Annotated in this window: 25 protein-coding genes, 1 tRNA gene and 1 pseudogene; 19 read left to right on the forward strand and 8 right to left on the reverse strand. The window is 38.0% G+C overall.

Annotated features, from left to right (window positions below; genetic code table 11):
• Positions 1 to 7 precede the first annotated feature (7 nt).
• Genes QNJ66_RS14380 through QNJ66_RS14390 form a run of 3 tightly spaced genes read right to left on the reverse strand, consistent with a single transcriptional unit; the run spans position 8 to position 3,065 of the window.
• Positions 8 to 1,330 carry a recombinase family protein gene (locus tag QNJ66_RS14380; protein WP_300508066.1) on the reverse strand — a complete coding sequence of 441 codons (1,323 nt, stop codon included), beginning with the start codon at positions 1,328 to 1,330 and terminating at the stop codon, positions 8 to 10.
• 26 nt (positions 1,331 to 1,356) lie between these two features.
• Positions 1,357 to 2,337, reverse strand: a complete 981-nt coding sequence (locus QNJ66_RS14385) for a GHMP kinase (protein WP_300508067.1) — start codon at positions 2,335 to 2,337, stop codon at positions 1,357 to 1,359.
• Complete coding sequence (locus QNJ66_RS14390) at positions 2,331 to 3,065, reverse strand: nucleotidyltransferase family protein (RefSeq protein WP_300508069.1); 735 nt, start codon at positions 3,063 to 3,065, stop codon at positions 2,331 to 2,333. Before QNJ66_RS14390 ends, QNJ66_RS14385 begins: the two co-directional genes overlap by 7 nt.
• 126 nt (positions 3,066 to 3,191) lie before the next feature.
• On the opposite strand from QNJ66_RS14390, the gene QNJ66_RS14395 reads away from it, so the two are divergent.
• The 11 genes from QNJ66_RS14395 to QNJ66_RS14445 all read left to right on the forward strand — a co-directional run bounded on the left by QNJ66_RS14395 (position 3,192) and on the right by QNJ66_RS14445 (position 11,526).
• Positions 3,192 to 3,764, forward strand: coding sequence for a DUF1802 family protein (locus tag QNJ66_RS14395; protein ID WP_300508071.1), 573 nt, complete (start codon positions 3,192 to 3,194; stop codon positions 3,762 to 3,764).
• 50 nt (positions 3,765 to 3,814) lie between these two features.
• Complete coding sequence (ispD, locus tag QNJ66_RS14400) at positions 3,815 to 4,501, forward strand: 2-C-methyl-D-erythritol 4-phosphate cytidylyltransferase (protein WP_300508072.1); 687 nt, start codon at positions 3,815 to 3,817, stop codon at positions 4,499 to 4,501.
• A 139-nt stretch (positions 4,502 to 4,640) separates the two neighbouring features.
• Positions 4,641 to 5,597: a glycosyltransferase gene (locus tag QNJ66_RS14405; RefSeq protein ID WP_300508073.1), complete on the forward strand. Its 957-nt coding sequence runs from the start codon at positions 4,641 to 4,643 to the stop codon at positions 5,595 to 5,597.
• Between the two features lie 62 nt (positions 5,598 to 5,659).
• Positions 5,660 to 6,211 carry a photosystem II reaction center PsbP gene (gene psbP / locus QNJ66_RS14410; RefSeq protein ID WP_300508075.1) on the forward strand — a complete coding sequence of 184 codons (552 nt, stop codon included), beginning with the start codon at positions 5,660 to 5,662 and terminating at the stop codon, positions 6,209 to 6,211.
• Between the two features lie 24 nt (positions 6,212 to 6,235).
• Complete coding sequence (locus QNJ66_RS14415; RefSeq protein WP_300508077.1) at positions 6,236 to 6,829, forward strand: nucleoside triphosphate pyrophosphatase; 594 nt, start codon at positions 6,236 to 6,238, stop codon at positions 6,827 to 6,829.
• An 83-nt stretch (positions 6,830 to 6,912) separates the two neighbouring features.
• Positions 6,913 to 7,743, forward strand: coding sequence for a DUF4231 domain-containing protein (locus tag QNJ66_RS14420; protein ID WP_300508078.1), 831 nt, complete (start codon positions 6,913 to 6,915; stop codon positions 7,741 to 7,743).
• Between the two features lie 71 nt (positions 7,744 to 7,814).
• Positions 7,815 to 8,432: a cob(I)yrinic acid a,c-diamide adenosyltransferase gene (cobO, locus tag QNJ66_RS14425; RefSeq protein ID WP_300508079.1), complete on the forward strand. Its 618-nt coding sequence runs from the start codon at positions 7,815 to 7,817 to the stop codon at positions 8,430 to 8,432.
• 60 nt (positions 8,433 to 8,492) lie between these two features.
• Positions 8,493 to 8,855, forward strand: a complete 363-nt coding sequence (rplS, locus tag QNJ66_RS14430; protein WP_300508081.1) for a 50S ribosomal protein L19 — start codon at positions 8,493 to 8,495, stop codon at positions 8,853 to 8,855.
• A 102-nt stretch (positions 8,856 to 8,957) separates the two neighbouring features.
• Positions 8,958 to 9,030: transfer RNA gene (locus tag QNJ66_RS14435), tRNA-Trp, on the forward strand.
• 81 nt (positions 9,031 to 9,111) lie between these two features.
• Positions 9,112 to 10,329: an acetate kinase gene (locus tag QNJ66_RS14440; RefSeq protein WP_300508083.1), complete on the forward strand. Its 1,218-nt coding sequence runs from the start codon at positions 9,112 to 9,114 to the stop codon at positions 10,327 to 10,329.
• A 135-nt stretch (positions 10,330 to 10,464) separates the two neighbouring features.
• A complete protein-coding gene (locus QNJ66_RS14445) occupies positions 10,465 to 11,526 on the forward strand; it encodes a Gfo/Idh/MocA family oxidoreductase (protein WP_300508085.1) in 1,062 nt (353 codons plus the stop codon).
• A 19-nt stretch (positions 11,527 to 11,545) separates the two neighbouring features.
• Here the strand turns inward: QNJ66_RS14445 and QNJ66_RS14450 are convergent, their stop codons facing one another.
• The 3 genes from QNJ66_RS14450 to QNJ66_RS14460 all read right to left on the reverse strand — a co-directional run bounded on the left by QNJ66_RS14450 (position 11,546) and on the right by QNJ66_RS14460 (position 13,114).
• Positions 11,546 to 12,100, reverse strand: a complete 555-nt coding sequence (locus QNJ66_RS14450; protein ID WP_366146287.1) for a methyltransferase domain-containing protein — start codon at positions 12,098 to 12,100, stop codon at positions 11,546 to 11,548.
• Between the two features lie 282 nt (positions 12,101 to 12,382).
• Positions 12,383 to 12,835: a hypothetical protein gene (locus QNJ66_RS14455; protein ID WP_300508089.1), complete on the reverse strand. Its 453-nt coding sequence runs from the start codon at positions 12,833 to 12,835 to the stop codon at positions 12,383 to 12,385.
• Positions 12,836 to 12,895: 60 nt separating this feature from the next.
• Entirely contained in the window at positions 12,896 to 13,114 is a 219-nt protein-coding gene (locus QNJ66_RS14460) for a type II toxin-antitoxin system VapB family antitoxin (protein WP_300508091.1), read from the reverse strand.
• Between the two features lie 20 nt (positions 13,115 to 13,134).
• Between QNJ66_RS14460 and QNJ66_RS14465 the strand changes: the two genes are divergently transcribed.
• The 3 genes from QNJ66_RS14465 (at position 13,135) to QNJ66_RS14475 (ending at position 13,864) form a co-directional block, all read left to right on the forward strand.
• Complete coding sequence (locus tag QNJ66_RS14465) at positions 13,135 to 13,263, forward strand: PEP-CTERM sorting domain-containing protein (RefSeq protein WP_300508093.1); 129 nt, start codon at positions 13,135 to 13,137, stop codon at positions 13,261 to 13,263.
• 101 nt (positions 13,264 to 13,364) lie between these two features.
• Entirely contained in the window at positions 13,365 to 13,595 is a 231-nt protein-coding gene (locus tag QNJ66_RS14470; protein WP_300508095.1) for a hypothetical protein, read from the forward strand.
• An 8-nt stretch (positions 13,596 to 13,603) separates the two neighbouring features.
• Complete coding sequence (locus QNJ66_RS14475) at positions 13,604 to 13,864, forward strand: type II toxin-antitoxin system RelE/ParE family toxin (protein ID WP_300508097.1); 261 nt, start codon at positions 13,604 to 13,606, stop codon at positions 13,862 to 13,864.
• 71 nt (positions 13,865 to 13,935) lie between these two features.
• Here QNJ66_RS14475 and QNJ66_RS14480 read toward each other — a convergent pair whose 3' ends face one another.
• Positions 13,936 to 15,204, reverse strand: a complete 1,269-nt coding sequence (locus QNJ66_RS14480) for a family 10 glycosylhydrolase (protein WP_300508099.1) — start codon at positions 15,202 to 15,204, stop codon at positions 13,936 to 13,938.
• A gap of 4 nt (positions 15,205 to 15,208) precedes the next feature.
• Positions 15,209 to 15,355, reverse strand: coding sequence for a hypothetical protein (locus QNJ66_RS14485; protein ID WP_300508101.1), 147 nt, complete (start codon positions 15,353 to 15,355; stop codon positions 15,209 to 15,211).
• Positions 15,356 to 15,408: 53 nt separating this feature from the next.
• Here QNJ66_RS14485 and QNJ66_RS14490 point away from each other — a divergent pair.
• The 5 genes and pseudogenes from QNJ66_RS14490 to QNJ66_RS14510 all read left to right on the forward strand — a co-directional run.
• A pseudogene (locus QNJ66_RS14490) lies at positions 15,409 to 15,669 on the forward strand (RNA-guided endonuclease TnpB family protein); the annotation flags it as partial.
• A 211-nt stretch (positions 15,670 to 15,880) separates the two neighbouring features.
• The gene (rpsT, locus tag QNJ66_RS14495; RefSeq protein ID WP_300508104.1) at positions 15,881 to 16,183 is read left to right on the forward strand and encodes a 30S ribosomal protein S20; all 303 of its coding nucleotides are present in this window, start codon (positions 15,881 to 15,883) and stop codon (positions 16,181 to 16,183) included.
• Positions 16,184 to 16,355: 172 nt separating this feature from the next.
• Positions 16,356 to 17,141 (forward strand): TatD family hydrolase, encoded by a 786-nt coding sequence (locus QNJ66_RS14500; protein ID WP_300508106.1) that lies wholly within the window; start codon positions 16,356 to 16,358, stop codon positions 17,139 to 17,141.
• Positions 17,142 to 17,292: 151 nt separating this feature from the next.
• Positions 17,293 to 20,607: a DNA-directed RNA polymerase subunit beta gene (gene rpoB / locus QNJ66_RS14505; RefSeq protein ID WP_300508108.1), complete on the forward strand. Its 3,315-nt coding sequence runs from the start codon at positions 17,293 to 17,295 to the stop codon at positions 20,605 to 20,607.
• Between the two features lie 110 nt (positions 20,608 to 20,717).
• The gene (locus tag QNJ66_RS14510; protein ID WP_300508127.1) at positions 20,718 to 24,638 is read left to right on the forward strand and encodes a DNA-directed RNA polymerase subunit beta'; all 3,921 of its coding nucleotides are present in this window, start codon (positions 20,718 to 20,720) and stop codon (positions 24,636 to 24,638) included.
• Positions 24,639 to 24,837 lie beyond the last annotated feature (199 nt).

The raw sequence follows: 24,837 nt of genomic DNA on the forward strand, positions 1-24,837 counted from the left end.
CAAGGAATTAAATAATAAAAGTAATCTCTAAATTCCATTCCGATTTTGAAGTTTGTTCGATATAAATCTGACGGATAAATTCTCGAAAATAAAACCGTCTTTCTGCTTCTGATAAATCTTGCCAAAATCTGGGTAAGGAAACAGCTTCGGCAATGTTTTTTAAGTTTTCTGGGGGAAGTTGTTCTAGTTTAGAGCTTAATTTACTAATTTCTATGTTTAAATTATAGCGTCTAATTTGTGCTGTTTGTTCATCAAGGATATTTGATTGAACTAAAGACGATAATTGATTAATAATATCTTGTTTTTCGGTAATTTGCTCTTGAATATTAGTTTTATAAGCTTCTATTTGTTTAGGATCAAATTTTTTTACTTTGTTGGGAAAATGATCACAAATATACTCAATAGTTTTTGTTAAAACTTGTTGATAGGCAATGGCTTTACATTGGGGTTTTAAAGGACATTTTTGAGGACGAATATAGAGATATTCTTTTTTTTTGTTTCTTTGTGTTACCTGATTAATTATCATTGAATTATGACATTTTTGACAACTTACTAAACCTACTAAAGAATATTTTGCACTGGCAGTTTTTGAGGATAATTTTCTATTTCTACCTAATAAACGATCAATTTGTGCTGCTTCTTCCCGTGAAATAATGGGTAAATGAGTGTTAGAAATAATTTCGTTATTTTTATATCTTAAATCTCCTCGATAAACTGGATTTTTTAACCAGCGACTTCCCGTAGAAACAGAAATTTTTTTACCGTATCTTTTGGCTAAATAATTAACTGCACCTCTTAAGGAACCAAATAATAAAAATTGCTCAAAAAAGTCTTTAATAATAGGGGAGGTACTACGATCTATAAGATAAGATTCTTTTCCTCTACGGTATCCATAAGGTGCTTTTCCTGGAGGTGGTAATGCTTTAATTCTTCTTAAAGCTTGTCCTTTTTCAAGTGATACATCTCTTTTATTTTTACTGATATTTTCTAATAGTTTAGGATCATTGATATCAATTTCTATTGTGTTTTCTAAGCATCCTAATTCGTCTATATTTTTGAATTTATGATGATCTAAAACAATAATTTTAATTCCTAATTTTGTTAAATTCTGATAATTACTCTTGACACTTTCACTGGTATTTCCTAGCTCTTCAATGCGACGAATTAACAAATAATTTGGAGTGATTTGTTCACAATCTTTAAGTAGTTTTTCTAATTCATTTCTGCCTCCTATATCATGATAAAGTCGCTCTATTTTAAAGTGATTAATAGATACTTCTAAATCAGATTTTAGTAAAGGTTCACTATAAAAATAGGCAAAAATTATCATGGAAGAAACTTTTATTTTGAAGCAATTTAAGAAAAAATAATTTGCGAACCTGGGGCATTAATTTTAACAGAAAGTACCTGATGATTAGCAAACGCTTTTGCTAGTTTAGGATGTACTTCTGGGGGTGCAAAAAATAGCATAAAACCCCCTGCACCAGCACCTAATAGTTTACCACCCCAAGCACCTGCTTCTTGTCCTAGTTGATACATATTATCAATTTCTGGATTAGAAATGACCGTATCTAGACTTCTTTTCGCTACCCAAGCTTTATCTAATAGTTCACCAAAAGCACATAAAGATTGATTACTTGTTAAAATATTCCAACCTTGATCCACCATTTTTCTCATTTCTTTGAGGGTTTCGGTATTATCAGCAACCCGTTTTAATTGCTTTTCAACAACTTTAGCAGCACGCCTTTTAATTCCTGTGAAAACAATAAAAATATGGGACTCAAATTCTGCTAATCTTTGGGGAGAAATAGCAACACGGTTAACAATAATATCTTCTTCTGTTCTAAATTCAACTAAGTTGAATCCTCCCATTGCTGACATTAGTTGATCTTGACATCCAACTCGATCATTAACTAGATGACGTTCGACATAAATAGCTTCATAAGCTAAGTCTAAGGGTTTAATAAATTCTCCTTTAAAACTATGTAATGCCTGTAATACTGATACAGTAAAAGCCGAGGATGAACCTAACCCTGTAAATGCTGGTAAGTCGGCTACATTATGCAGTTCTATATCTTTATCTAAACCGCAAAATTTTAAACACTCACGATATACTTTATGTTCAATATCTTCAACTGTTTTGACTAACTCAACTTTACGGTAAGAAACTCGAATTAAATAGTCAAATAAATGACTAGGAAAAGGACTAGCTGTAACATAAGAAAATTTATCAATTGCTGTAGCTAAAACAGCCCCTCCATGTTGTAAAAAATACTCTGGATAGTCTGTTCCGCCTCCAAAAAAACTAATCCTAACTGGCGCACGTGAAATTAACATTGTTCTAACAAATTTGTAAAGTTTTCTTTGATAAATGTTTCAGCTTGTGGTAAGGTTTCTGGAGTTCCAATATCTAGGAATGGTGCCTCAACAGGATGCACTTTAATTTTGATATTTTTGTTGAGCAAAGTAGGAAAAACATCGTATTCAAAACTCAAGGGAAAGTGTGAAGGAAACTGTTCTAAAATTTCATGGCGAAATAAATAAACCCCTCCATTAATAACACCTTTACCAGCCCTTTTTTCAGCAAAGTTTATCAGAGTATTTGACTGATCAAAAACTAAAGAACCATAACGAGAAGCATCATCAACTGACACCCCTAAAATGACGCATCCAACTTCTTGATCGTCTAAATAATTAACTAATTGCTCAAAATTGGCTACAATTAAAGAGTCCCCATTCATCACTAACCATGCTTTGGGAGATAACTTAACTTGTTGCACTGCATTGATAAACCCTCCTGCTGTTCCTAATGGTTCATTTTCACGGCAACAATCCATGTCTATCCCCTTGACTTGATGGGTTTTGAAATGTTCCTCAATCACTTCTCCTAAATGGCCAGTTGAAATGATTTGTTGGGTAATTCCTTGTTGTTTAAGATAACAAATTATCCATTCTAGAAAAGGTTTATTGACTACGGAAGCCATAGGTTTGGGAATATTAGGAAGTAGATGTTTAACTCTAGTTCCATATCCTCCTGCTAAGATGACGGCAGCAATGTTATTCATAGATATATTTTAGAACAATATGGATGTTTTTAATGGATTAAGTGTGATAAAAATATATGTAATCACAGCATAAACACCTACAATTATTGACTGTTGAACAATCATTATTATTGAGTATTTTGTCTTATGTTAACTACCCTAAGTGATGCTTTAAAAGAGTGGAATATTGCTGTTAAAGCACTAGAAAAAGGTAACACAATTTTACTGTTACGTAAAGGAGGAATCAAAGAAAGTTTAGGACAATTTAAAGTTAATCATAATCCTGTGTTATTATACCCTACTTATGAACATCAAAAACCCAATCTCCTAAAATCAGAGTATACTACTTTTGTTAATTCTGTTACTTCCGGTTGGCATCCTCAAACTATTAATATTAGTAGTTGGGCTAAAATTACTAATATTGTTCAGGTTAAAGATTTTTCAATAATTAAGCAACTTTATCCTTATCATATCTGGACTGAAAACTTTGTTGAAGAACGATTTAACTGGAAACCAAAACAACCTCTTTTTGTTTTATTATTGCGTGTTTTTTTGTTACCAAACCCCGTGATTATTCCTTATGACTCAAACTATAGTGGGTGTCGTTCTTGGATTGAACTTAATCAGGATATTTCCTTGTCAGAAAGTTATCCCGTAATAGAAGATAATAACTATTATCAAACAGTAGCAGAAATCAAGAAAATTATTAGTTCTGCTTAAGGTCACTTCTTTGGTAAAATATAATGAGTTAGTTATTAAAATATTAGAGTATGTATCTATTAATTCCAGCAGCAGGAATGGGTAAACGAATGGGAAGCGATCGCAATAAACTATTGCTAACCCTTTTAGGAAAACCTTTATTAAGTTGGACACTTATCGCAGCAGAAAAAGCACAAAAAATTGAGTGGATTGGTATTATCGGACAACCCTATGATTTCCCTGAATTTAAAAATATTTTAGAGACAATTTCTCTTAACAAACCTGTGGAATTAATTACAGGAGGAGAAACCCGTCAACAATCAGTCTATAATGGCTTACAAGCATTACCAAAAACAGCAGAAAGTGTGTTAATTCATGATGGGGCTAGATGTTTAGTAACCCCTAATTTATTCGATAAATGTGCAGAAGAAATTGCAAATAGTCAAGGATTAATTGCTGCCATTCCCGTCAAAGATACCATTAAAATTGTTAATAGTAAACAATTTATTAAAGATACTCCCAATCGTTCCAATTTATGGGCTGCACAAACCCCCCAAGGATTTGATGTCAATCTATTAAAAGAATGTCATGAAAAAGGGAAGCAACTAGGTTGGCAAGTCACCGATGATGCAGCTTTATTTGAGAAATGTCAATTACCAGTTAAAATTGTACAAGGAGAAGAAACTAATTTGAAAGTAACTACCCCTGTAGATTTAGCGATCGCAGAGTTTATTTTAAAACAAAGACTAACACAATAAATAATATCAAAATCAGTAGCACAACCTTCCAGGCTGTAATAAATACAATACTTGTGTTAAACTATGGATTACTAAAATAAAAACACTATATATTTTTGTGTAATTCCACTATTTTTTATTATTGATAAACTCAAAAACTATGAACCAAAATAAACAATTTTTACCTCAAGTTTCTGTCATTGTACCTATCTATAACGGAGAAGAAGACTTACCAGATTTAATTAGTTGTATAAAAAATCAAACCTATCCTAAAGATAAAGTAGAATACTTATTAGTGAATAATAATAGTCAAGATACTACCTCTAAAATTCTTAATCAAGCAACCCTTGAGGCACAAAAAATAGGCATTAACTTACAAGAATTAAATGAGAATAATATTCAAAGTTCTTATGCTGCCCGTAATCAAGGAATTCGCCAAGCAAAAGGAGAAATTTTAGCCTTTACCGATGCTGACTGTCGACCATTAAATAATTGGCTCGAAGAATTAGTTAAACCATTTGTTGACGAAAAAATAGGAATTGTTGTAGGAGAAATTGACGCATTGCCAGGCAATAGTTTTTTAGAAAAATATGCAGAAAGAAATAGTGTATTATCCCAAAAATTCTTATTAGAACATCCTTTTTTACCCTACGGACAAACAGCAAACTTAGCAATTAGAAGCACTATTTTCAAAAATATTGGTTTATTTCGTCCCTATTTAACCACAGGAGGAGATGCCGATATTTGCTGGAGAATTCAACAACAAACAGACTATAAATTAACCTTTACACCCAATGGAATTATTCGTCATCGCCATCGTTCTAACTTTAAAGAATTGAAAAGTCAATGGCAACGTTATGGGCGTTCTAATCTTTATTTACACGAATTATATGGAGTAGATTTAATGCGAGACTTTACCACAAAAGAAGCTATTTATCGCTGCGCACGTTGGTTATTAAAAGAAATACCGAGAGATAGTATTAAAATTTTACAAGGTAAAGCAATACCCCTTGATTTAATAAAAATGCCCATTGATTTATTCAATTTTCATGCTAGAAGTCAAGGACAAAAAACAGCAAAATTATCAGAAAAAGCTAAAGAGATTGACTGGTTATAAATTAATATGACAAGATGACCCTTACAATGAGACAATGGATATAATCCAATTATGAAAAATCCATGTATCAGTCACTAAGAATCCTTGTCCTTACATTAATAAGTTTAACCTTAATTAGTTGTTCCACAGGTGTAGCTGGTTTACAAAGCTATATCGATGCTGCTGATGGTTATCAATTTCTTTATCCTAATGGTTGGGTTGGGGTAGATGTCAAACAGTCTTCTCAAGGGGTTGATGTAATTTTTCGAGATATCATAGAAGAGAGTGAAAACTTAAGCGTTATCGTCAGTGATGTAGACAAAGAAAAAACATTAACCTCATTAGGAACCCCGACAGAAGTAGGCTATTATTTATTAAAACAAATGAATAATAAGGAAGAAAGTGGCCGCGAAGTAGATTTAATTAATGCTGAATCACGGGAAGTAGAAGGAAACACTTATTATAATTTAGAATATGAAGTAACTTTACCCAATCAACAAAAACGCCATAATCTTGCTAGTATTGCTGTCAGTCGTGGCAAACTTTTTACCTTTAATTTATCCACTGTACAAAAACGTTGGGACAAAGTTAAAGACTTGTTTACAACTTCAGTCAATTCCTTTTCAGTCTATTAATTGTATCTATAGCAGGACAAAAAAATGCAACAATCTCCACCTTTTGTACTTGCTTCCGCTTCCCCTGCACGTCTCAAACTTCTGAGAACTGTAGGGATAGAACCTATTGTTTGTTCTAGCAATTATGATGAGTCTCAAATAACAGAAACCAATCCCCTGAAATTAGTGCAAATTCTAGCACAATGTAAAGCAGAAATTGTCGCTCAAAAATACGAAAATTGTTTAGTATTAGGGTGTGATTCTGTGTTAGCTATTGATGGTAAAATTTATGGTAAACCTCACTCTCCAGAAGAAGCTATCGCCCGTTGGCAAATCATGAGAAATAACTACGGAGAATTGTACACCGGTCACGCATTGTTAGATGGAAAACAACAAAAAACTTTAATATCTTATGGTCTAACAAAAGTTCATTTTGCTGATATCGATAATCAGACAATTGAAGCTTATGTTAACACAGGAGAACCCCTAAAATGTGCTGGAAGTTTTGCCTTAGAAGGGAAAGGAAGTTTGTTTATTGAAAAAATAGAAGGCTGCCACAGTAATGTTATTGGTTTAAGTTTACCATTGTTAAGAAAAATGTTACAAAAACTCGATTACTCTATTCAAAGTTTTTGGTAGTCTGGTAGAATTGATATGATTGAAAAATACTTTTTTAACTCAATTGATTCTTATTCCTGTTAACAGCAAACCTCAGATTAGTCATGAACTTAAGTGAATCTTCTCTTCCTAATAATCCAGAAGAAAAACCAAGTTCACTGGTTGGCCTTCGTCGATTTCTAAAGGTATTAGAATACATATTTCTGGATGCTTTTGCAGCAACTGTTATCATTACTTTTGTCGCAAAGAATAAACAACTATTTATTACCCTAGATGCGGTATTTTTAGCGGGGTTTACTTTTTTGCTACTCTTCAATTCTCAATACTTTTCTGCCAAGGATAGAGCAGAAAGAGAAAGTAAATATGAGGAACTTTTGGGAAGTTCACAGTTATCAGATAATCGACTTCAACTAGAAAGAGAAAACGCTCTACGCTACTGTCAACAATTAGTTGAAGACTACAGTAGTACCAGAAAGAATTCTAGAAACTTTTACTATATTTTACAAATTTCTACCATTATTTTTTCTGGTGTTACCCCAGTATTAGTCTTAGTAGATAAGCTAGATACTGGTCCAGAATGGTTAAACTGGTTACCAGTTATTCTACCAGCATTTGCTTCGATTTTTGCCAGTTTTGCAACATCATTCCCCTTAGAAAATAGGTGGAAAGAAGCCAATAAAGTTGTTGAAAATCTCGAAGCAGAACAAGAAAAATTCATACTAAAAATCACAAAATTGGATATGAAATCTATAAAAACAGGAGAAAACATAGAGAAAAAAGAAAAAAGCAAAGAAGAAAAGCAAGCAATAGAAAAACAAGCGATCGCAGCCTTTATTAACCGAGTTAATGATATTCATTTGAACCAAGTTCAATCAGAGGTTGAAGATATCAACCAACCTGAGCTAGATACAGCTACTAGAGGTGAAGAAACCTAATCTTTCAGTTATAATCTTTACTGAGGACTAATGCACTCAGTATTTTAGTAAATATTCAATCACTTAATAACATGATCACTGACACTAATCTCTCTCCAGAAAAATATCAACAAAAAATGCAAAGACGGAAAGAAATACAAGAAAAACGTCTTGCAGAAGCATCCAAAGAAAAAGGAATAATTATTGTTAATACAGGGAACGGTAAAGGTAAAACTACAGCAGCTTTAGGAATGGTAATGCGCTCCCTCGGCCATGGGTATAAAGTAGCTATTATTCAGTTTATTAAAGGAGCTTGGGAACCTGCCGAAAAAGCAGTTTTAAGTCGCTGGGAAAACCAACTAGAATTTTTAGCCATGGGAGAAGGTTTTACCTGGGAAACTCAAGATAGAGAAAGAGATATTTTAAAAGCCAAACAAGCTTGGGAAAAAGCCGTTGCTTTTATTAATAATCTTGACTATCAATTAGTCTTACTCGATGAGGTAAATGTCGCCTTAAAATTAGGATATTTAGAGGTAGAAACCGTCGTTAAATCCCTTAAACAAAAACCAGAACAAACCCATGTTATCTTAACAGGAAGAGGTGCGCCAACCGAATTAATTGAAGTCGCTGATCTCGTCACAGAAATGAAATTAATTAAACATCCTTTCAAAGAACAAGGGATCAAAGCTCAACCCGGCATTGAATTCTAAAGACTTGATTTGTTATCAAAATTGGGCTATAATAGGAAATTGTGAATTTTTGCTAAGGCCATGAATGCTGAACAAATTATCAAAGACATAGAATCCGAATATATAAAGAAGGACTTACCAACTATTCATGTTGGTGATACCGTCCGAGTCGGTGTACGTATCCGAGAAGGTGGAAAAGAACGGGTTCAACCCTACGAAGGCACCGTTATTGGTATGCGTAACGGTGGTATCAACGAAACCATTACCGTGCGCAAAACCTTTCAAGGTGTAGGTGTAGAAAGGGTTTTCCTTATCCATTCTCCACGCATTGCCGATATTAAAATTATGCGTCGTGGTAAAGTTCGTCGGGCAAAACTCTATTATCTACGTGATAGAGTGGGTAAAGCGACCAGAATTCGTCAGCGTTTTGATCGTCCTGTTTAGAATTACTTTGGAAAATAGCGCACATAATCACGCGAAAAAGTAACAAAGTGCGCTATAATAGTTAAGGATTAGAGCATAGTCTTTGACCATGACTCTTCCCATGCGCTCTTAGTTCAGTTGGTAGAACGCAGGTCTCCAAAACCTGATGTCGGGGGTTCAAGTCCTCCAGGGCGTGTCAACAATATAAAACTTGATTTTTTCTCGATTCGCCAATTTCCGAGGTATTATAAAAACATGATTTTAATGAGAAAAGATCATGAAAATTTTGGTACTCAATGCAGGATCGAGCAGTCAAAAAACCTGTTTATATAGTATAGAAGAAAACATCTTACCCAAACATTCCCCTGAACCTCTATGGACAGGAAATATTGATTGGACTGCAGCTAAAGATCACGGTATCTTAACAGTAAAAGCCAATAATATTAAACAAAAAATAACCATTAATATTGCCGATAAAGCAGAAGCAATTCCTAAAATGCTGGCTACTTTAATCACAGGAGAAACAAAAGTTATTGAGCAATTGAGTGATATTAATATAGTTGGTCATCGGGTGGTTCATGGAGGAACAAAATACAGCAAAGCCACTAAAATTACACCTGAAGTTAAAGCCAAAATTGCTGAATTAATACCCCTTGCTCCCAATCATAACCCCGCACATATTCAAGGCATAGAAGCCATAGAAAAAGTCTTAGAAAATGTGCCTCAAGTGGCAGTGTTCGATACCGCTTTTCATCAGACCATTCCTCTAGAAAACGCAGCTTATCCCATTCCTTTTGAATGGGTAGAAAAAGGAATTCGTCGTTATGGATTTCATGGCATTAGTCATCAATATTGCGCTAATCGTGCAGCCGAAATTTTAAATAAACCCCTATCTTCCTTAAAATTAATTAACTGTCATCTCGGTAATGGTTGCTCATTAACAGCTATCAAAGACGGCAAAAGTTTAGATACAACAATGGGATTTACTCCTCTAGAAGGATTGATGATGGGAACCCGTAGCGGTTCCATTGATCCAGCCATTTTACTCTATTTAATGCGAAAATATGCCCTAACACCCGAAGACTTAAACACCTTGTTAAACAAAGAATCCGGGTTAAAAGGAGTTTCCGGCATTTCAGCCGATCTGCGAGCCATATTACAGGGAATGGAAGAAAATAATTTTCGCGCCCAATTAGCCTTTGATATGTATATTCATCGCCTGCGATCGCAGATTGGTGCCATGTTAGCCGTCTTAGGGGGACTAGACGCTTTGATTTTTACCGCAGGAGTGGGAGAAAATGCCGCTTTAGTGCGAGAAAAAGCCTGTGAAGCCTTTGAATTTCTAGGACTCAAATTAGATAAAAACAAAAATGAATCCTTCCCCATTGACCAAGACATCGCCACCGAAGACTCATCTATTAGTATTTTAGTGATCCATACAGAAGAAGATTGGGCGATCGCTCAACAATGTTGGCATTTGCTCACTGGTAACTGATAACTGCTCACTAATAAAATTCTTCACATTTTGACAAACTGTGTTAATATCTTGGATGATTGACTCAATAAAGAAAATTACCTAGAGGCGAGACAATCAAAATTGGTGGTGGAGTTTACAGGAGCAACCCGAAAAATGTCAGAGACACAACAACCCCTAACATCCCAACGAAGCACCTTTGACCCCATCCGCATTGGTGTTATCGGAGTCGGTAACATGGGGCAACATCATAGCCGAATTCTTAGCCTACTCAAAGATGTGGAGTTAGTCGGCGTATCTGATGTGAATGTGGAACGGGGGATCGATATTGCCAGTAAGTATCGAGTCCGTTTTTTTGAACATTACCAGGATCTGCTGCCTCATGTCGATGCAGTCTGTATTGCTGTTCCTACTCGTTTGCATCATTCCGTTGGGATGGAATGTTTACAAGCTGGTGTTCACACCCTTATTGAAAAACCCATCGCTGCTAGTATCACCGAAGCTGAATCTTTAGTTAACGAGGCTGCTAGTTCTCATGGCATTTTACAGGTAGGTCATATCGAACGCTTTAACCCTGCTTTCCAAGAACTGAGTAAAGTCTTAAAAACGGAAGAAGTTTTAGCACTAGAAGCCCATCGCATGAGTCCTTATTCTCAAAGGGCTAATGATGTGTCTGTGGTTTTGGATTTAATGATCCACGATATTGACTTATTATTAGAGTTAGTTAAGTCACCAGTAGTTAAATTAACCGCCAGTGGCAGTTGTGGCTCAAATTCTCGTCATCTTGATTATGTAACCGCCACACTAGGCTTTGCCAATGGTATTGTCGCTACCCTAACAGCCAGTAAAGTAACTCATCGTAAAATCCGCCGTTTATCTGCCCACTGCAAAAATTGTTTAACCGAAGCAGATTTTCTCAACAACGATATTTTAATTCATCGACAAACCACCGCAAATTACAGCACCGACTATGGGCAAGTATTATATCGTCAAGACGGTTTAATTGAAAAAGTTCATACCACCAAAATAGAACCTTTACACGCAGAATTGGAGCATTTTGTTCATTGTGTGCGAGGAGGAGATCAACCCTCTGTCGGAGGAACTCAGGCGTTAAAAGCCTTGCGTTTAGCCAGTTCCATCGAGCAAATGGCTTTAGACGGCAAAGTATGGGAAAACTCCGATGTTAGCTATCAATATCTAAATCCCTCTGTTTCCTAAAAATTAGTAAGGCGAGTCATCAGAAGTTGTTGTTTTTTCTAGATCCCTCGTCCAATTCATAGCCTGTATCTTTAAATAGGTTTATACAGGTTTTTTTTGTAAAAAATCTAAGATGTGTTTTATCAAGAATACCAGAAGATTGATAATTCCATTTCCCATAAAATATGAAGGAAGTTAAAACCTTAATGCTTCTAACGTTTGGAATACTGGCAATTATAATACCTTCTGAGGAAAGTAATTTTTGACAATGACTTAAAATTCTCCAAGGATCATTCAAATGTTCCAGAACATCTAGCAAAAGGAGTATATCAATACTTTTTTCAAATTTATTTAAAACATTAATTGACTCTTCAATATTTGCTGCAATAACTTCATCGCATTTCAAACTTGCTTGAGTGGCAGCAGCTTTGCTAATTTCGATACCTATTGTATGAGTGACATAGTTATTATCTTTGAGCCACTTCAATGTTTCTCCAGCACCACATCCAATTTCGAGAACTGTGTTAACTTTATGAGGTAAAAAAGTAGTGATTTCTTTTCTGATTTGTGAAAAATATGTGTTTTTTTGAGACATTATTGTTAAGTTACCTGTGATTATTGATAAGATATCTCTTATCGTCAATCTTGAATGACCATATCAGTTAGTCGTCAGTTTTGAGAACTAAGTATAACAAAAAATTAAAACATTTTTAAAATAACTGAGGTAGTGTTATGGTTCACCAGTCAGGGGAACATCTGCCAAATAAGTACGTATCATATTTGACTATATTTTTATCTTCTCCTCATTGTCTCAAAACTGACAACTGATTGCTATATATGTTTAACTTTGATTTCCTTGGAAATCAAAGCAATTAAATCAGCTTAAAAATAGAGTGTTAATAGAAGCTTGACCAAAGAGATTATCAAGAAAAAAATTCAAAGTTGTTTCTTTGATTAATTCTTGATGAACTGCGATTTCTCCAAACTTAACTGGTATTTTTTGTTGTAATTCTAAAATATATTCAATATCTTTTTGTTTTAATAAAGAAGCTTGTTTTAAATATTCACCAATAGGATATTTCGGCCCTTGTTGTAAACAACTAGTCCATTCTTCGGCAAAAAAATCCACTGTTTCTTGTTTTAACCATCCTCGTAAGGCTAAAATTTCACCAATTTTTTGATCTTTATATTCTTGTTGATCCCTTAAAACAGTTTGTAGTTGTGCTTCTGTAATTAAATCAGCATCCCGTAAAATTTCTCCCAATAAGGGTTTCCAATAACTTTGAGGAACAACAATATGAGGAGCAGAAATGATTATACTAGACTTCATCTTCATAGAAAAACAGTTTTATTGCTATAGTATTAGTTAATTGCTATCATCACTGTGATCTTAATTACATTCAGAAACATTTTGATTTTCTCGTGTAGATTTATAATCGTAATTATCAGAAAACTGAATTTTACCACTTAAATCTAGCAAATTACGCTTTTTATGATGTCTAATCAGTTCTTTAAGAGCAAAATTGACTAAATCTTTCTTAGTGCGCAAATTCGTTAATCTAAACGCTTCTTCCACTAAGCGATCATCAAAGTCAATATTGGTTCGCATGGCTTAATTTAATGTGTTTTATGTGCAAATTTATCTACATTATATCAGTAGATTCTGTAGCTCAGTCTGTCCCTGAACCCAGTACCATTATTTCCTTAGCAATGGTTGGTGGTAGTTTATTGTTGAGTAAACGAGTTAAACGGGGTTAATTTCTGTTGGTGTGAGGGCATAATAATATTATGTCCCTACGGGTTTTGATGATGTGTAATAATAAGTTAGAGGTGATAACATAAACTTAAATAAAACAAAAATGACCAGTGTTAATTTATCTATTCCCTTTGAAGCATTAGTTAAAGCTATTAAATCCCTTGATTTAGAACAAAAGCAACAAGTGTTAGAAATTTTAGAAGAACAAATTTTTGAATCAGAAGAAAAATGGGAAAATAGTCCAGAAATTATTGCCGAAGTTGAAGAAGCTAAAAAAGCTTATCAATCAGGAGATTATTTAACTCTTGAAGAATTTATAGCAGGTCAATCTTAGATAAGTTAATGCCTTATACTGTCATCATTCCTAAACCTGTACAAAAGCAGTTAAAACAATTATCTCCTGAAATTTATCAGAGAATAATTACAAAAATATCACAATTAGCAGATGAACCCCGTCCCGCAGGTGTTAAAAAACTTAAAGGATTTAATAATGAATATCGTATTAGAATTGGTAATTATAGAGTACGATATGAAATTAATGATTCAGAACTAATTATTATCCTGGTAAGTTGTCGTCATCGTAGGGATGTTTATCGAGATTAGTAAACTGTGATCGCTCTTATTATAACTGTTTATAACTGTTGTGCTACAGTAATAGGAAAAAAAATCTTTTCCTACTCAGAAAATAATTCATCAAAGATACGACGACGTTTATAAGGAGACTCAGGAGTTAAATAACCCCATAAAGACTCCCAATAAAAAAAAGAAACACCATCAAATCCTTGTTTTCTCACTGTCTCAACTTGCTGTTTAATTTGTTCTATTTTCACAGTATTATTCAGAGTTCCTGATAAAATGCCAATACTAACAGGAATTTTTTGACGAGCTAATTTAACAGCAGGTTTATGTAATTCTCTATTAAAACTCTTGATGTCATTTCGATACACTTGTAAAACTAATTCATCGATCAATCCCCGTCTTACCCAAGTTTTCCAATCTTGTAAATAATTTTGATAAGAAAAAGAATGAGAATTAGGAGATAAAGAAACAATAATATCAGGATTAACTGTTTTTATTGTTTTCACTAAATCTGTCATAAATGCGGTAAGTTTAGCTGCTCTCCACCTCATCCATTCACTATTATGGGGATCTTTTGGTGGACTTTTTCCTCTGTGTTCTTGTTTATAAATTTTCACCGTCAAAAGATCGTATCCTAATTCTACAGGCAATCCAAAATGATCATCTAACTGTACACCATCTACCTGATAATTCATAACAACTTCTAGCATTAATCCTTTGATTAATTGCTGTACTTCAGGGTGAAGAGGATTTAACCATACTAACTGACTAACTTGCTTTTGATAAGCAGAATTTCGCCAACGTTGAATTAAATTATCTGATTCTTTTTTATTTTTAGCCTCTAACTCATCTTGAAATAATGTATTAGCTGAACCCTGTTTACTTTGGGTTAACCAATCTGGATGTTTTCGAGCCAAAAGGGAACTTTTAGGAATCATTAATCCATACTCAAACCAAGGAATAACATCTAATCCTCTGCGATGACTTTCCTCGATAATAACCTTTAAAATATCGACATTACCCCTTGTCCAATTTAGAAAAGGTTCTTGAGGTTTACCAATCATTTCGTTCGCCAAAGAACTAGGATAAAAAGTATAACCACGATTCCAAACAACAGGATAAACCGTATTAAAATTATGTTCAGCTAACTGTTTAATCGCACGACGACTGCTACCAGGAACAAATAAAACCGCACTAGCAACATTAGTTAACCACACACCTCGTCTCTCTTGAAAATTAGGAGATGTCACCACATTTTTTGATGAAGAAAACACTGATTCTGAAACAGAGAGAAACACTAAGATAACAAGAGTTAAACCAATACAGATTAAACGATTACGCCAAAGAGACAATTTTTTACTCATTTCATTAATCTATATTCTTCTCCTGTAATTCTAAACTATCGATCCAATCCTCAATAAGTGCTGTGATTGTTTTATCTTTTTGGGCAGCATATAAATATAGCTTATTTCTCCTGCGCTCAGACAAACGAATTGTTAATGACTTTGTTTTCATACATACATATTTAGTGCATCAGTGTTAGTATAACATCAGGAGGGAAAAATATGATGTATGGATGCCAGCAAAATCTAATTAGTCCAGACAAACAGCTAAAAGCTATCCTTGAATTTATTTGTTCTGAGTCTCATAAACTAACTAACTGTGGGATTTATTATGCTCGTCAACTTTATTTCAAAACCTATAAAATTATTGGTAAATTTGATTTAGAGAAAGAGTATAAAAGCAACAAGCATTATCAAGTTTTATACTCTCAAGCAGCACAAAAAATATTAAGAAGTGTTGCGGAGTCGTTCAAATCATTCAAGGAGTAAAGCAAGGGGGTTTTAACCCATTGCGGAGTATCCTTTTAGAATCCCCGTTGATTTATCACGGGGAGAAGTCAAAGGTCAAAGTACAGTATGATGGATGACAAAAGAAACCGTAAAATATTTGCCAAAGTAGCCAGAAACTTGCTATGATATTAAATCCGATAGCAATAATTATCATTGTAACTAGCAAACCTCTTCTGGATTAAAGACTGTGGCCAATTCAAAGTCTGCACTGAAACGTATTAAAATAGCCGAACGCAACCGACTCCGCAACAAAAGCTATAAGTCGGCAGTTAGAACTCTAATGAAAAAATACTTCCAAGCAGTAGAGGAATACGCTGCTTCTTCCACCGAAGAAAAGGAAGAAAAAGGAAAAGTGGTACAGCAAAGCATGTCAGCCGCTTACAGTAAGATAGATAAAGCAGTAAAACGGAATGTTTTACACCGTAATAACGGAGCCAGAAAAAAAGCCCGCTTAGCTAAAGCTCTAAAAAAAGTTGCTCCAGCTTCTTAAAATCGGTCAAACCTCCCTAAATAGGTCATTTTTGAAGCTGTAATGAGATGTAAATGTCTCACGGTTGGGCCTCTTAAATTACGAATAAGAGATAATTAAATGGGAATAAGGAGACAATCTCAACCATAAATTATCAATTATTACTAGCATAAGACCAAATCAGAGGAGACCAATGCAACTGATAGATACCCATGTTCATATTAATTTTGATGTGTTTGAGCCTGATCTCGAAGACATCAAAACTCGTTGGCAAGAAGCAGAAGTTGTTCACCTAGTCCATTCCTGTGTCGAACCTAGCGAATTTCCAAGCATTAAAGCATTGGCTGATCGCTTTGGCAACCTATCCTTTGCCGTGGGGTTGCATCCCTTAGACGCAGAGAAATGGACAAACAACATGGGAAAAGAGATATTAGACTATGCTAAATCGGACCATCGAGTAGTAGCCATCGGAGAAATGGGGCTAGACTTTTACAAAGCTAGTAATCAGGAAAAACAACAAGAAGTTCTAGAAGCACAACTAAAAATTGCCCACCAACTGCAAAAACCAGTCATTATTCATTGCCGGGACGCGGCCCAAAAACTCAAAGATGTTTTAGAATTATTTTGGCAGCAAATCGGTCAAATAAGAGGAGTTATGCACTGTTGGAGTGGAACACCAGAAGAAACAAAATGGTTCTTAGACCTGGGATTTTACATCAGTTTCAGTGGAGTTGTCACCTTCAAGAACGCCAAAACCATTCAAGAAAGTGCCAAAATAGTCCCCAGCGATCGCCTATTAGTAGAAACAGACTGTCCCTTTTTAGCCCCTGTTCCCAAACGAGGAAAACGCAACGAACCAGCCAACGTTCGCCATGTTGCCGAATTTTTGGCAGAATTACGTAACGTTCCCTTAGAAAACTTAGCCCAACAAACAACCCAGAACGCTTGTCAACTGTTTAAATTATCCCTTGTACCCTAATAACCTGAATTCGATATAAGGGAATTTTTAAGACAACTTGTCAACATCAGGAGTATCAAATACCCATTGTCTCCTAAAAAAAAGACTCAACTCTGAATTCCGAACTCAGGTTAACAAGGATACCCCATAACAACAGCCAATAGAGCAACCCATGACTACAAATCTGATCTATAACTATAACCTGCTACCAGACCTAATTGAAATTCAACACGCGAGTTTTCGTTGGTTTCTCGAACAAGGACTAATAGAAGAACTCAATAGCTTTTCCCCAATTTCAGACTATACAGGAAAATTAGAACTACACTTTTTAGGAGAAAATTATAAACTAAAAGAGCCAAAATACGACGTTGACGAAGCCAAACGACGGGATGCCAGCTATTCCGTGCAGATGTACGTTCCAACCCGTTTAATCAACAAAGAAACAGGAGAAATCAAAGAACAAGAAGTATTTATAGGTGATTTACCCCTAATGACCGATCGCGGAACCTTCATCATCAACGGTGCAGAAAGGGTGATCGTTAATCAGATTGTGCGCTCTCCAGGGGTTTATTATAAAGCAGAAACCGACAAAAACGGTAGAAGAACCTACTCAGCTTCTTTAATACCCAACCGAGGTGCTTGGTTAAAATTTGAAACAGACAAAAACGGTTTAGTATGGGTGAGAATCGATAAAACCCGTAAATTATCCGCCCAAGTCCTACTCAAAGCCATAGGACTCAGTGATAACGAAATCTTAGACTCCCTACGTCACCCCGAATTTTATCAAAGAACCCTAGATAAAGAAGGCAACCCCACAGAAGAAGATGCCTTACTGGAATTGTACCGCAAACTAAGACCAGGGGAACCCCCCACAGTCAGTGGTGGACAACAACTCCTAGAATCTCGCTTTTTTGATAGTAAACGCTATGACTTAGGGCGAGTAGGAAGATATAAACTCAACAAAAAATTACGCCTGAATGCAGCCGATACCATGCGGACACTGCGTTCAGAAGACATTTTGTCAGCCATCGACTATCTAATTAACCTAGAATTTGATATCGGTACCGTCGATGACATCGATCACTTAGGTAACCGTCGGGTGAGATCCGTAGGAGAACTGCTACAAAACCAAGTCAGAGTAGGATTAAACCGCCTAGAACGCATTATCCGCGAAAGAATGACCGTCAGTGAGTCCGATAGTCTCACCCCGGCCTCTTTGGTTAACCCCAAACCCTTAGTAGCAGCCATCAAAGAATTTTTTGGCTCATCTCAATTGTCCCAATTTATGGACCAAACCAACCCCCTAGCAGAATTAACCCACAAACGGCGTATTTCTGCCCTGGGACCAGGAGGACTTACCAGAGAAAGAGCAGGGTTTGCCGTCCGAGACATCCACCCCTCCCATCATGGACGTATTTGCCCCGTAGAGACCCCAGAAGGACCCAACGCCGGTTTAATCGGTTCCTTGGCTACCTACGCAAGGGTCAACAACTACGGATTTATTGAAACCCCTTACTACCGTGTGGAAAATGGTCGGGTAAGACGAGACTTAGACCCAGTTTACCTAACAGCAGACGAAGAAGACGATCTACGGGTAGCCCCAGGAGACATTGGCACCGACGAAGAAGGCAATATATTAGGAAACGCCGTACCGACCCGTTATCGGCAAGAATTCTTCATTACCGGCCCCGATCAAGTGGATTATGTTGCAGTTTCCCCCGTACAGATTATTTCTGTAGCAACATCAATGATCCCCTTCTTGGAACACGATGACGCTAACCGCGCCTTGATGGGATCTAATATGCAACGGCAAGCCGTACCCTTATTACGTCCCGAACGTCCTTTAGTGGGAACCGGTTTAGAGGCACAAGCAGCCAGAGACTCAGGGATGGTTATTGTTTCCAGAACCGAAGGTATTGTTACTTATGCCGATGCCAACGAAATTCGCGTTAAAGTTACAGGACCCGAAGGCCACGAAAAAGTTGGTCAGGAAATTCAATATATCCTGCAAAAATATCAAAGATCCAACCAAGATACCTGTTTAAATCAACGTCCCTTGGTTTATGTAGGAGAAGACGTAGTACCCGGTCAAGTATTAGCCGATGGTTCCGCCACCGAAGGAGGAGAACTAGCCTTAGGACAAAATATCTTAGTGGCTTATATGCCCTGGGAAGGCTATAACTACGAAGACGCAATCTTGATTAGTGAAAGATTGGTCTATGACGACGTTTATACCAGTATTCACGTCGAAAAATTTGAAATCGAAGCCCGTCAAACCAAACTAGGACCAGAAGAAATCACCCGTGAGATTCCCAACGTAGGGGAAGATTCCCTGAGAAACCTCGATGAACAAGGAATTATCCGCATTGGGGCCTGGGTAGAAGCAGGAGACATTTTGGTGGGTAAAGTGACCCCTAAAGGAGAATCCGATCAACCCCCAGAAGAAAAACTCTTACGAGCTATTTTCGGGGAAAAAGCCAGAGACGTACGGGATAACTCCTTGAGAGTTCCCAACGGAGAAAAAGGCCGGGTTGTAGATGTGCGCGTGTTTACCCGTGAACAGGGAGACGAATTACCCCCAGGTGCCAATATGGTGGTAAGGGTTTATGTTGCCCAAAAACGCAAAATCCAAGTTGGGGATAAAATGGCAGGGCGACACGGAAATAAAGGAATTATTTCCCGTATTTTACCCATCGAAGATATGCCCTATTTACCCGATGGCCGCCCCATGGATATCGTCCTCAACCCCTTGGGTGTACCCTCACGGATGAATGTGGGACAAGTGTTTGAGTGTCTTCTCGGTTGGGCAGGAGAAAACTTAGGAGTACGCTTTAAAATTACTCCCTTTGACGAAATGTACGGCGAAGAATCATCAAGAAAAACCGTTCATGGGTTATTGGAAAAAGCCTCCAAAAAACCTCGTAAAGATTGGGTTTATAACACCGATCACCCCGGGAAAATAGACGTTTACGACGGACGAACCGGAGAAAAATTTGATCGCCCCGTCACCGTTGGTGAAGCCTATATGTTAAAACTGGTTCACCTCGTAGATGATAAGATCCACGCCCGTTCCACCGGTCCCTATTCCTTAGTGACCCAACAACCCCTTGGTGGTAAAGCACAACAGGGCGGACAAAGGTTCGGAGAAATGGAAGTATGGGCCCTAGAAGCTTATGGAGCAGCCTATACCCTACAAGAACTGTTAACGGTGAAATCCGACGATATGCAGGGACGTAACGAAGCCTTAAACGCCATTGTTAAAGGGAAACCCATTCCCCGTCCAGGAACCCCCGAGTCCTTTAAAGTGTTAATGCGAGAATTACAATCTTTAGGCTTGGATATCGCCGTCCATAAAGTAGAAACTGCCGAAGACGGAAGCAGTCGAGATGTAGAAGTTGACCTGATGATTGATAGTCAACGTCGCGCCCCGAACCGTCCCACCTACGAATCTTTGAACAACGAGGAACTCGAAGAAGAAGAAGCGTAAACAGTTAACAATGACCCGTGAATAATTAATAGTTAATGGTGAAAGTTAACCGTCATTTATTAACTATTAATTATCGATTATTAACTATCAACTATCCATTAACAACTGCGATGACATTCTATAACCAAATTGTTGACAAAGGCCGTTTAAAAAAATTGGTAGCTTGGGCCTATCGTAATTATGGTGCAGCCCGTAGCTCTCAAGTAGCGGATAATTTAAAAGACTTAGGGTTTCGTTACGCCACAAGAGCCGGTGTTTCTATTAGTATTGACGATCTAACCGTCCCTCCCACAAAACGGGGAATGCTCGATAGTGCAGAAAAAGAAATTAACACCACAGAAGCGAAATACGCCCGGGGAGAAATTACCGAAGTAGAACGTTTCCAAAAAGTAATCGATACCTGGAATAGTACCTCAGAAGAATTAAAAGACGAGGTAGTAAAGAACTTTCGACAAACCGACCCCTTAAACTCTGTCTATATGATGGCCTTTTCCGGGGCGCGGGGTAACATGAGCCAAGTGCGTCAGTTAGTGGGAATGCGCGGCTTAATGGCAGATCCCCAAGGACAAATTATCGACCAACCCATTAAAACCAACTTCCGCGAAGGACTAACCGTAACAGAATACGTCATCTCTTCCTATGGAGCGCGTAAAGGGTTAGTAGATACAGCCCTACGGACAGCAGACTCAGGTTACTTAACTCGACGCTTAGTAGACGTTTCCCAAGATGTGATTGTTCGCGAAATCGACTGTGGCACCCATCGCGGCCTGAAAGTAACCGCCATGAAAGACGGTGAACGGGTGAAAATCGCCCTGGGCGATCGCCTCTTAGGACGGGTTTTGGCAGAAGATGTGGTAGCAGGAGATGAAGTCATTGCCACTCGTAACCAATATATCGACGGAGCTTTAGCCGCTAAAATCGGCAAAAGTGTAGAATCGGTGGTGGTGCGATCGCCCCTAACCTGTGAAGCAGCACGCTCCGTTTGTCGTTATTGTTACGGTTGGAGTTTAGCCACAGGACGACCCGTAGACCTGGGAGAAGCGGTCGGTATTATTGCAGCACAGTCCATCGGAGAACCCGGAACCCAGCTAACCATGCGGACTTTCCACACAGGAGGGGTCTTCACCGGAGAAGTTGCCGAACAGATTAAAGCCCCCGACGAAGGAACCGTTAAATGGGGTAAAGGTTTAAGTACCCGTAAAGTCAGAACCCGTCACGGGGAAGACGCTTTCCAAGTTGAACTGGCAGGAGACTTAGTCTGGACTCCTTCGGGTAGTGGCAAGAAAATGACCTACTCAGTTACACCAGGTTCCGTTCTCTTCGCAGCAGACGGGGATAAAGTAGAAAAAGAACAGATGTTAGCTGAGGTAACCGCAGCTAAGTCAACCCGTTCCACAGAACGGGCAACAAAAGACGTATCAACCGATCTAGCCGGGGAAGTCTTATTTGCTAACTTGATCGCCGAAGAAAAAACCGATCGCCAAGGTAATACCACCCATATCGCCCAAAGAGGGGGACTGGTTTGGGTGTTATCAGGGGAAGTTTATAACTTACCCCCAGGGGCCGAAGCGGTGGTAGATAACGAAGAGACAGTTACAGAAGGCACTGTCTTAGCAGAAACTCAGTTAGTTTCCGTAAATGGAGGGGTGGTTCGTTATCAACCCCAAAGCCGTGAAATCGATATTATTACCGCCTCTGTGTTGTTGGATCAAGCTGAGGTGCGCAAAGAAAGTACCGCAGGTCATGAACAATATGTGATTGATACAGCCGATGGTCAACAGTTTTTATTAAAAGCCACCCCCGACACCAAAGTACAAAACCACGCCATTATCGCCGAGTTAATTGACGATCGCTATCAAACCAGCACCGGCGGAATATTGCGCTACGGTGGCATCGAAGTGGCTAAAGGTAGCCGTAAAACTGGTTATGAAGTGGTGGAAGGGGGAACTTTACTCTGGGTTCCCGAAGAAACACACGAAGTCAACAAAGATATTTCGTTGTTAGTTGTAGAAGATGGGGCTTATGTAGAAGCCGGAACCGAAGTGGTTAAAGATATCTTCTGCCAAAGTTCAGGGGCGATCGAGGTGGTGCAGAAAAACGATATTCTCCGAGAAATTATTGTTAAACCCGGAGAATTTCATTTAGATGTGGACCCCGATGAAGTTTCTTTTAAAAACGAGGACTTGATTCCCCCAGGCACCGAAGTCTTACCCGGGGTGGTGACAACGGATATGCGTCAAGCAGAATGGATCGAAAGTACGGAGGGGATGGGATTGTTATTACGTCCTGTGGAAGAATACCCTGTTAGTAACGAACCAGCCGCTCCCTCCCAAGGTTCCATCAACGAAGAAGACGGTGGACGACAGATCGAACTGCGATCGGTGCAACGTCTCTTCTATAAGGATGGGGAACGGGTAAAATCTGTAGACGGCATTCCTCTTTTAAGCACCCAATTAGTCCTAGAAATTGACACAGGAAGCGAACAAAGTGCCGCTAATTTGGCCGCGGATATTGAGCTAAAAAACGACGAAGAGGAAGATTGTCAACGGCTACAGTTAGTTATCCTGGAGTCTTTGATTTTGCGTCGGGATCTCGACACCGATCCTCACGGTGGCATCATTAACACCAGTGTTTTAGTGACAGATGGGGATCAAATTGCTCCAGGTGCAGTGGTAGCCAAAACCGAAATTCAGTGTAAAGAAGAGGGACAAATTCGAGGCATTAAAAGCGGTGCCGAGGCGGTTCGTCGGGTGTTAGTTGTGCGAGAGGAAGACCTAGACAATATTATTGTCCAAGATCAACCAACGGTGGCCATCGGTGATTTGATTGTTGCTGGTAAGGAGTTAGCCCCTGGGGTGGCGGCTACTGAGTCTAGTTTAGTGGTGGCTATTAACCAAGTTGATGAGGGTTATGAGCTTAAATTACGCTTAGCCCGTCCTTATCGGGTGTCTGCTGGAGCCATTTTACACATTGCTGATGGGGATCTGGTCCAACGGGGGGATAACCTGGTATTACTGGTGTACGAACGGGCAAAAACTGGGGATATTATTCAGGGTTTACCAAGAATTGAGGAATTATTGGAAGCCCGTAAGCCCAAAGAAGCTTGTGTTCTGGCTCGCAAACCAGGGGTTTGTCAAGTTGAGTATTTAGAAGACGAAACCGTTGATGTCAAGGTCATCGAAGATGATGGTACTGTGAGCGAATATCCCGTTTTGCTCAATCAAAATGCTATTGTTTCTGATAATCAACAAGTGAATGTGGGTGATCATTTAACCGATGGGCCTGCTAACCCTCACGAATTGTTAGAGGTCTTTTTTGACTACTATGTGGACAAAAAAGGGGTTTATGAGGCTGCTTTGGTTGGCTTACAAGCGGCACAAAAATTCTTAGTTGATCAAGTGCAAATGGTTTATCAGTCCCAAGGGATTGATATTTCTGATAAACACATTGAAGTGATTGTGCGTCAGATGACGGCTAAGGTTCGGGTGGATGATGGGGGCGACACCACCATGTTACCTGGAGAATTAGTGGAATTACGGCAAATTGAACAGGTTAATGAGGCTATGGCTATTACAGGGGGTGCGCCAGCACGATACACTCCTGTGTTGTTGGGTATTACTAAAGCTTCTTTGAATACCGATAGTTTCATTAGTGCAGCATCTTTCCAAGAGACAACCCGTGTCTTGACTGAAGCGGCCATTGAAGGTAAGTCCGACTGGTTACGGGGTTTGAAAGAAAACGTGATCATCGGTCGTTTGATTCCTGCGGGAACCGGTTTTAATGCCCATGAAGAGATGGTTATGGGCAGCGCGGATAACGCTGAAGAAAGTCTCAATAATCGTTATGGGCAGGCAGAAAAAGACAAGAAGAAGAGTAATAAAAAGTCCACTAATCGCTTAATTGGGGCTACCCTCGATGAGGTGGATGAAAATATGATCCTCGATGATAATATTGCTCGTGCCTATACTGAGGCTGACCCCCCTTGGTCTAATGAATCTAAAGAAGATAAAGGTAAGAAGGGTAAAAAATAGGAAACTTCTAACTGACAATTTTATTAGGACTGTAGAGTTATTTGTGTTAATCTACAGTTCTTTTTTTTGACACTCCAAGAAGTAACAGCGATCGCTAATCTTAGTGTTCTCAAAAGTCCTTATTATGGTACTTTTCGGAGTGTAAAATGGTTAGGTCAAAGTCCTGATGGGAGTTTGACGGTTTAGATAACTTTGATGG

Source organism: Crocosphaera sp., assembly GCF_030064895.1.
In the GTDB taxonomy this organism is placed as follows: domain Bacteria; phylum Cyanobacteriota; class Cyanobacteriia; order Cyanobacteriales; family Microcystaceae; genus Crocosphaera.

What these genes read in the sequence shown, in the direction of transcription:
- QNJ66_RS14380 (WP_300508066.1), bottom strand. Translation starts at nt 1,330, where the DNA reads ATGATAATTTTTGCCTATTTTTATAGTGAACCTTTACTAAAATCTGAT.
- QNJ66_RS14385 (WP_300508067.1), bottom strand. Translation starts at nt 2,337, where the DNA reads ATGTTAATTTCACGTGCGCCAGTTAGGATTAGTTTTTTTGGAGGCGGA.
- QNJ66_RS14390 (WP_300508069.1), bottom strand. Translation starts at nt 3,065, where the DNA reads ATGAATAACATTGCTGCCGTCATCTTAGCAGGAGGATATGGAACTAGA.
- QNJ66_RS14395 (WP_300508071.1), top strand. Translation starts at nt 3,192, where the DNA reads ATGTTAACTACCCTAAGTGATGCTTTAAAAGAGTGGAATATTGCTGTT.
- ispD (WP_300508072.1), top strand. Translation starts at nt 3,815, where the DNA reads ATGTATCTATTAATTCCAGCAGCAGGAATGGGTAAACGAATGGGAAGC.
- QNJ66_RS14405 (WP_300508073.1), top strand. Translation starts at nt 4,641, where the DNA reads ATGAACCAAAATAAACAATTTTTACCTCAAGTTTCTGTCATTGTACCT.
- psbP (WP_300508075.1), top strand. Translation starts at nt 5,660, where the DNA reads ATGTATCAGTCACTAAGAATCCTTGTCCTTACATTAATAAGTTTAACC.
- QNJ66_RS14415 (WP_300508077.1), top strand. Translation starts at nt 6,236, where the DNA reads ATGCAACAATCTCCACCTTTTGTACTTGCTTCCGCTTCCCCTGCACGT.
- QNJ66_RS14420 (WP_300508078.1), top strand. Translation starts at nt 6,913, where the DNA reads ATGAACTTAAGTGAATCTTCTCTTCCTAATAATCCAGAAGAAAAACCA.
- cobO (WP_300508079.1), top strand. Translation starts at nt 7,815, where the DNA reads ATGATCACTGACACTAATCTCTCTCCAGAAAAATATCAACAAAAAATG.
- rplS (WP_300508081.1), top strand. Translation starts at nt 8,493, where the DNA reads ATGAATGCTGAACAAATTATCAAAGACATAGAATCCGAATATATAAAG.
- QNJ66_RS14440 (WP_300508083.1), top strand. Translation starts at nt 9,112, where the DNA reads ATGAAAATTTTGGTACTCAATGCAGGATCGAGCAGTCAAAAAACCTGT.
- QNJ66_RS14445 (WP_300508085.1), top strand. Translation starts at nt 10,465, where the DNA reads ATGTCAGAGACACAACAACCCCTAACATCCCAACGAAGCACCTTTGAC.
- QNJ66_RS14450 (WP_366146287.1), bottom strand. Translation starts at nt 12,100, where the DNA reads ATGTCTCAAAAAAACACATATTTTTCACAAATCAGAAAAGAAATCACT.
- QNJ66_RS14455 (WP_300508089.1), bottom strand. Translation starts at nt 12,835, where the DNA reads ATGAAGTCTAGTATAATCATTTCTGCTCCTCATATTGTTGTTCCTCAA.
- QNJ66_RS14460 (WP_300508091.1), bottom strand. Translation starts at nt 13,114, where the DNA reads ATGCGAACCAATATTGACTTTGATGATCGCTTAGTGGAAGAAGCGTTT.
- QNJ66_RS14465 (WP_300508093.1), top strand. Translation starts at nt 13,135, where the DNA reads ATGTGCAAATTTATCTACATTATATCAGTAGATTCTGTAGCTCAGTCT.
- QNJ66_RS14470 (WP_300508095.1), top strand. Translation starts at nt 13,365, where the DNA reads ATGACCAGTGTTAATTTATCTATTCCCTTTGAAGCATTAGTTAAAGCT.
- QNJ66_RS14475 (WP_300508097.1), top strand. Translation starts at nt 13,604, where the DNA reads ATGCCTTATACTGTCATCATTCCTAAACCTGTACAAAAGCAGTTAAAA.
- QNJ66_RS14480 (WP_300508099.1), bottom strand. Translation starts at nt 15,204, where the DNA reads ATGAGTAAAAAATTGTCTCTTTGGCGTAATCGTTTAATCTGTATTGGT.
- QNJ66_RS14485 (WP_300508101.1), bottom strand. Translation starts at nt 15,355, where the DNA reads ATGAAAACAAAGTCATTAACAATTCGTTTGTCTGAGCGCAGGAGAAAT.
- QNJ66_RS14500 (WP_300508106.1), top strand. Translation starts at nt 16,356, where the DNA reads ATGCAACTGATAGATACCCATGTTCATATTAATTTTGATGTGTTTGAG.
- rpoB (WP_300508108.1), top strand. Translation starts at nt 17,293, where the DNA reads ATGACTACAAATCTGATCTATAACTATAACCTGCTACCAGACCTAATT.
- QNJ66_RS14510 (WP_300508127.1), top strand. Translation starts at nt 20,718, where the DNA reads ATGACATTCTATAACCAAATTGTTGACAAAGGCCGTTTAAAAAAATTG.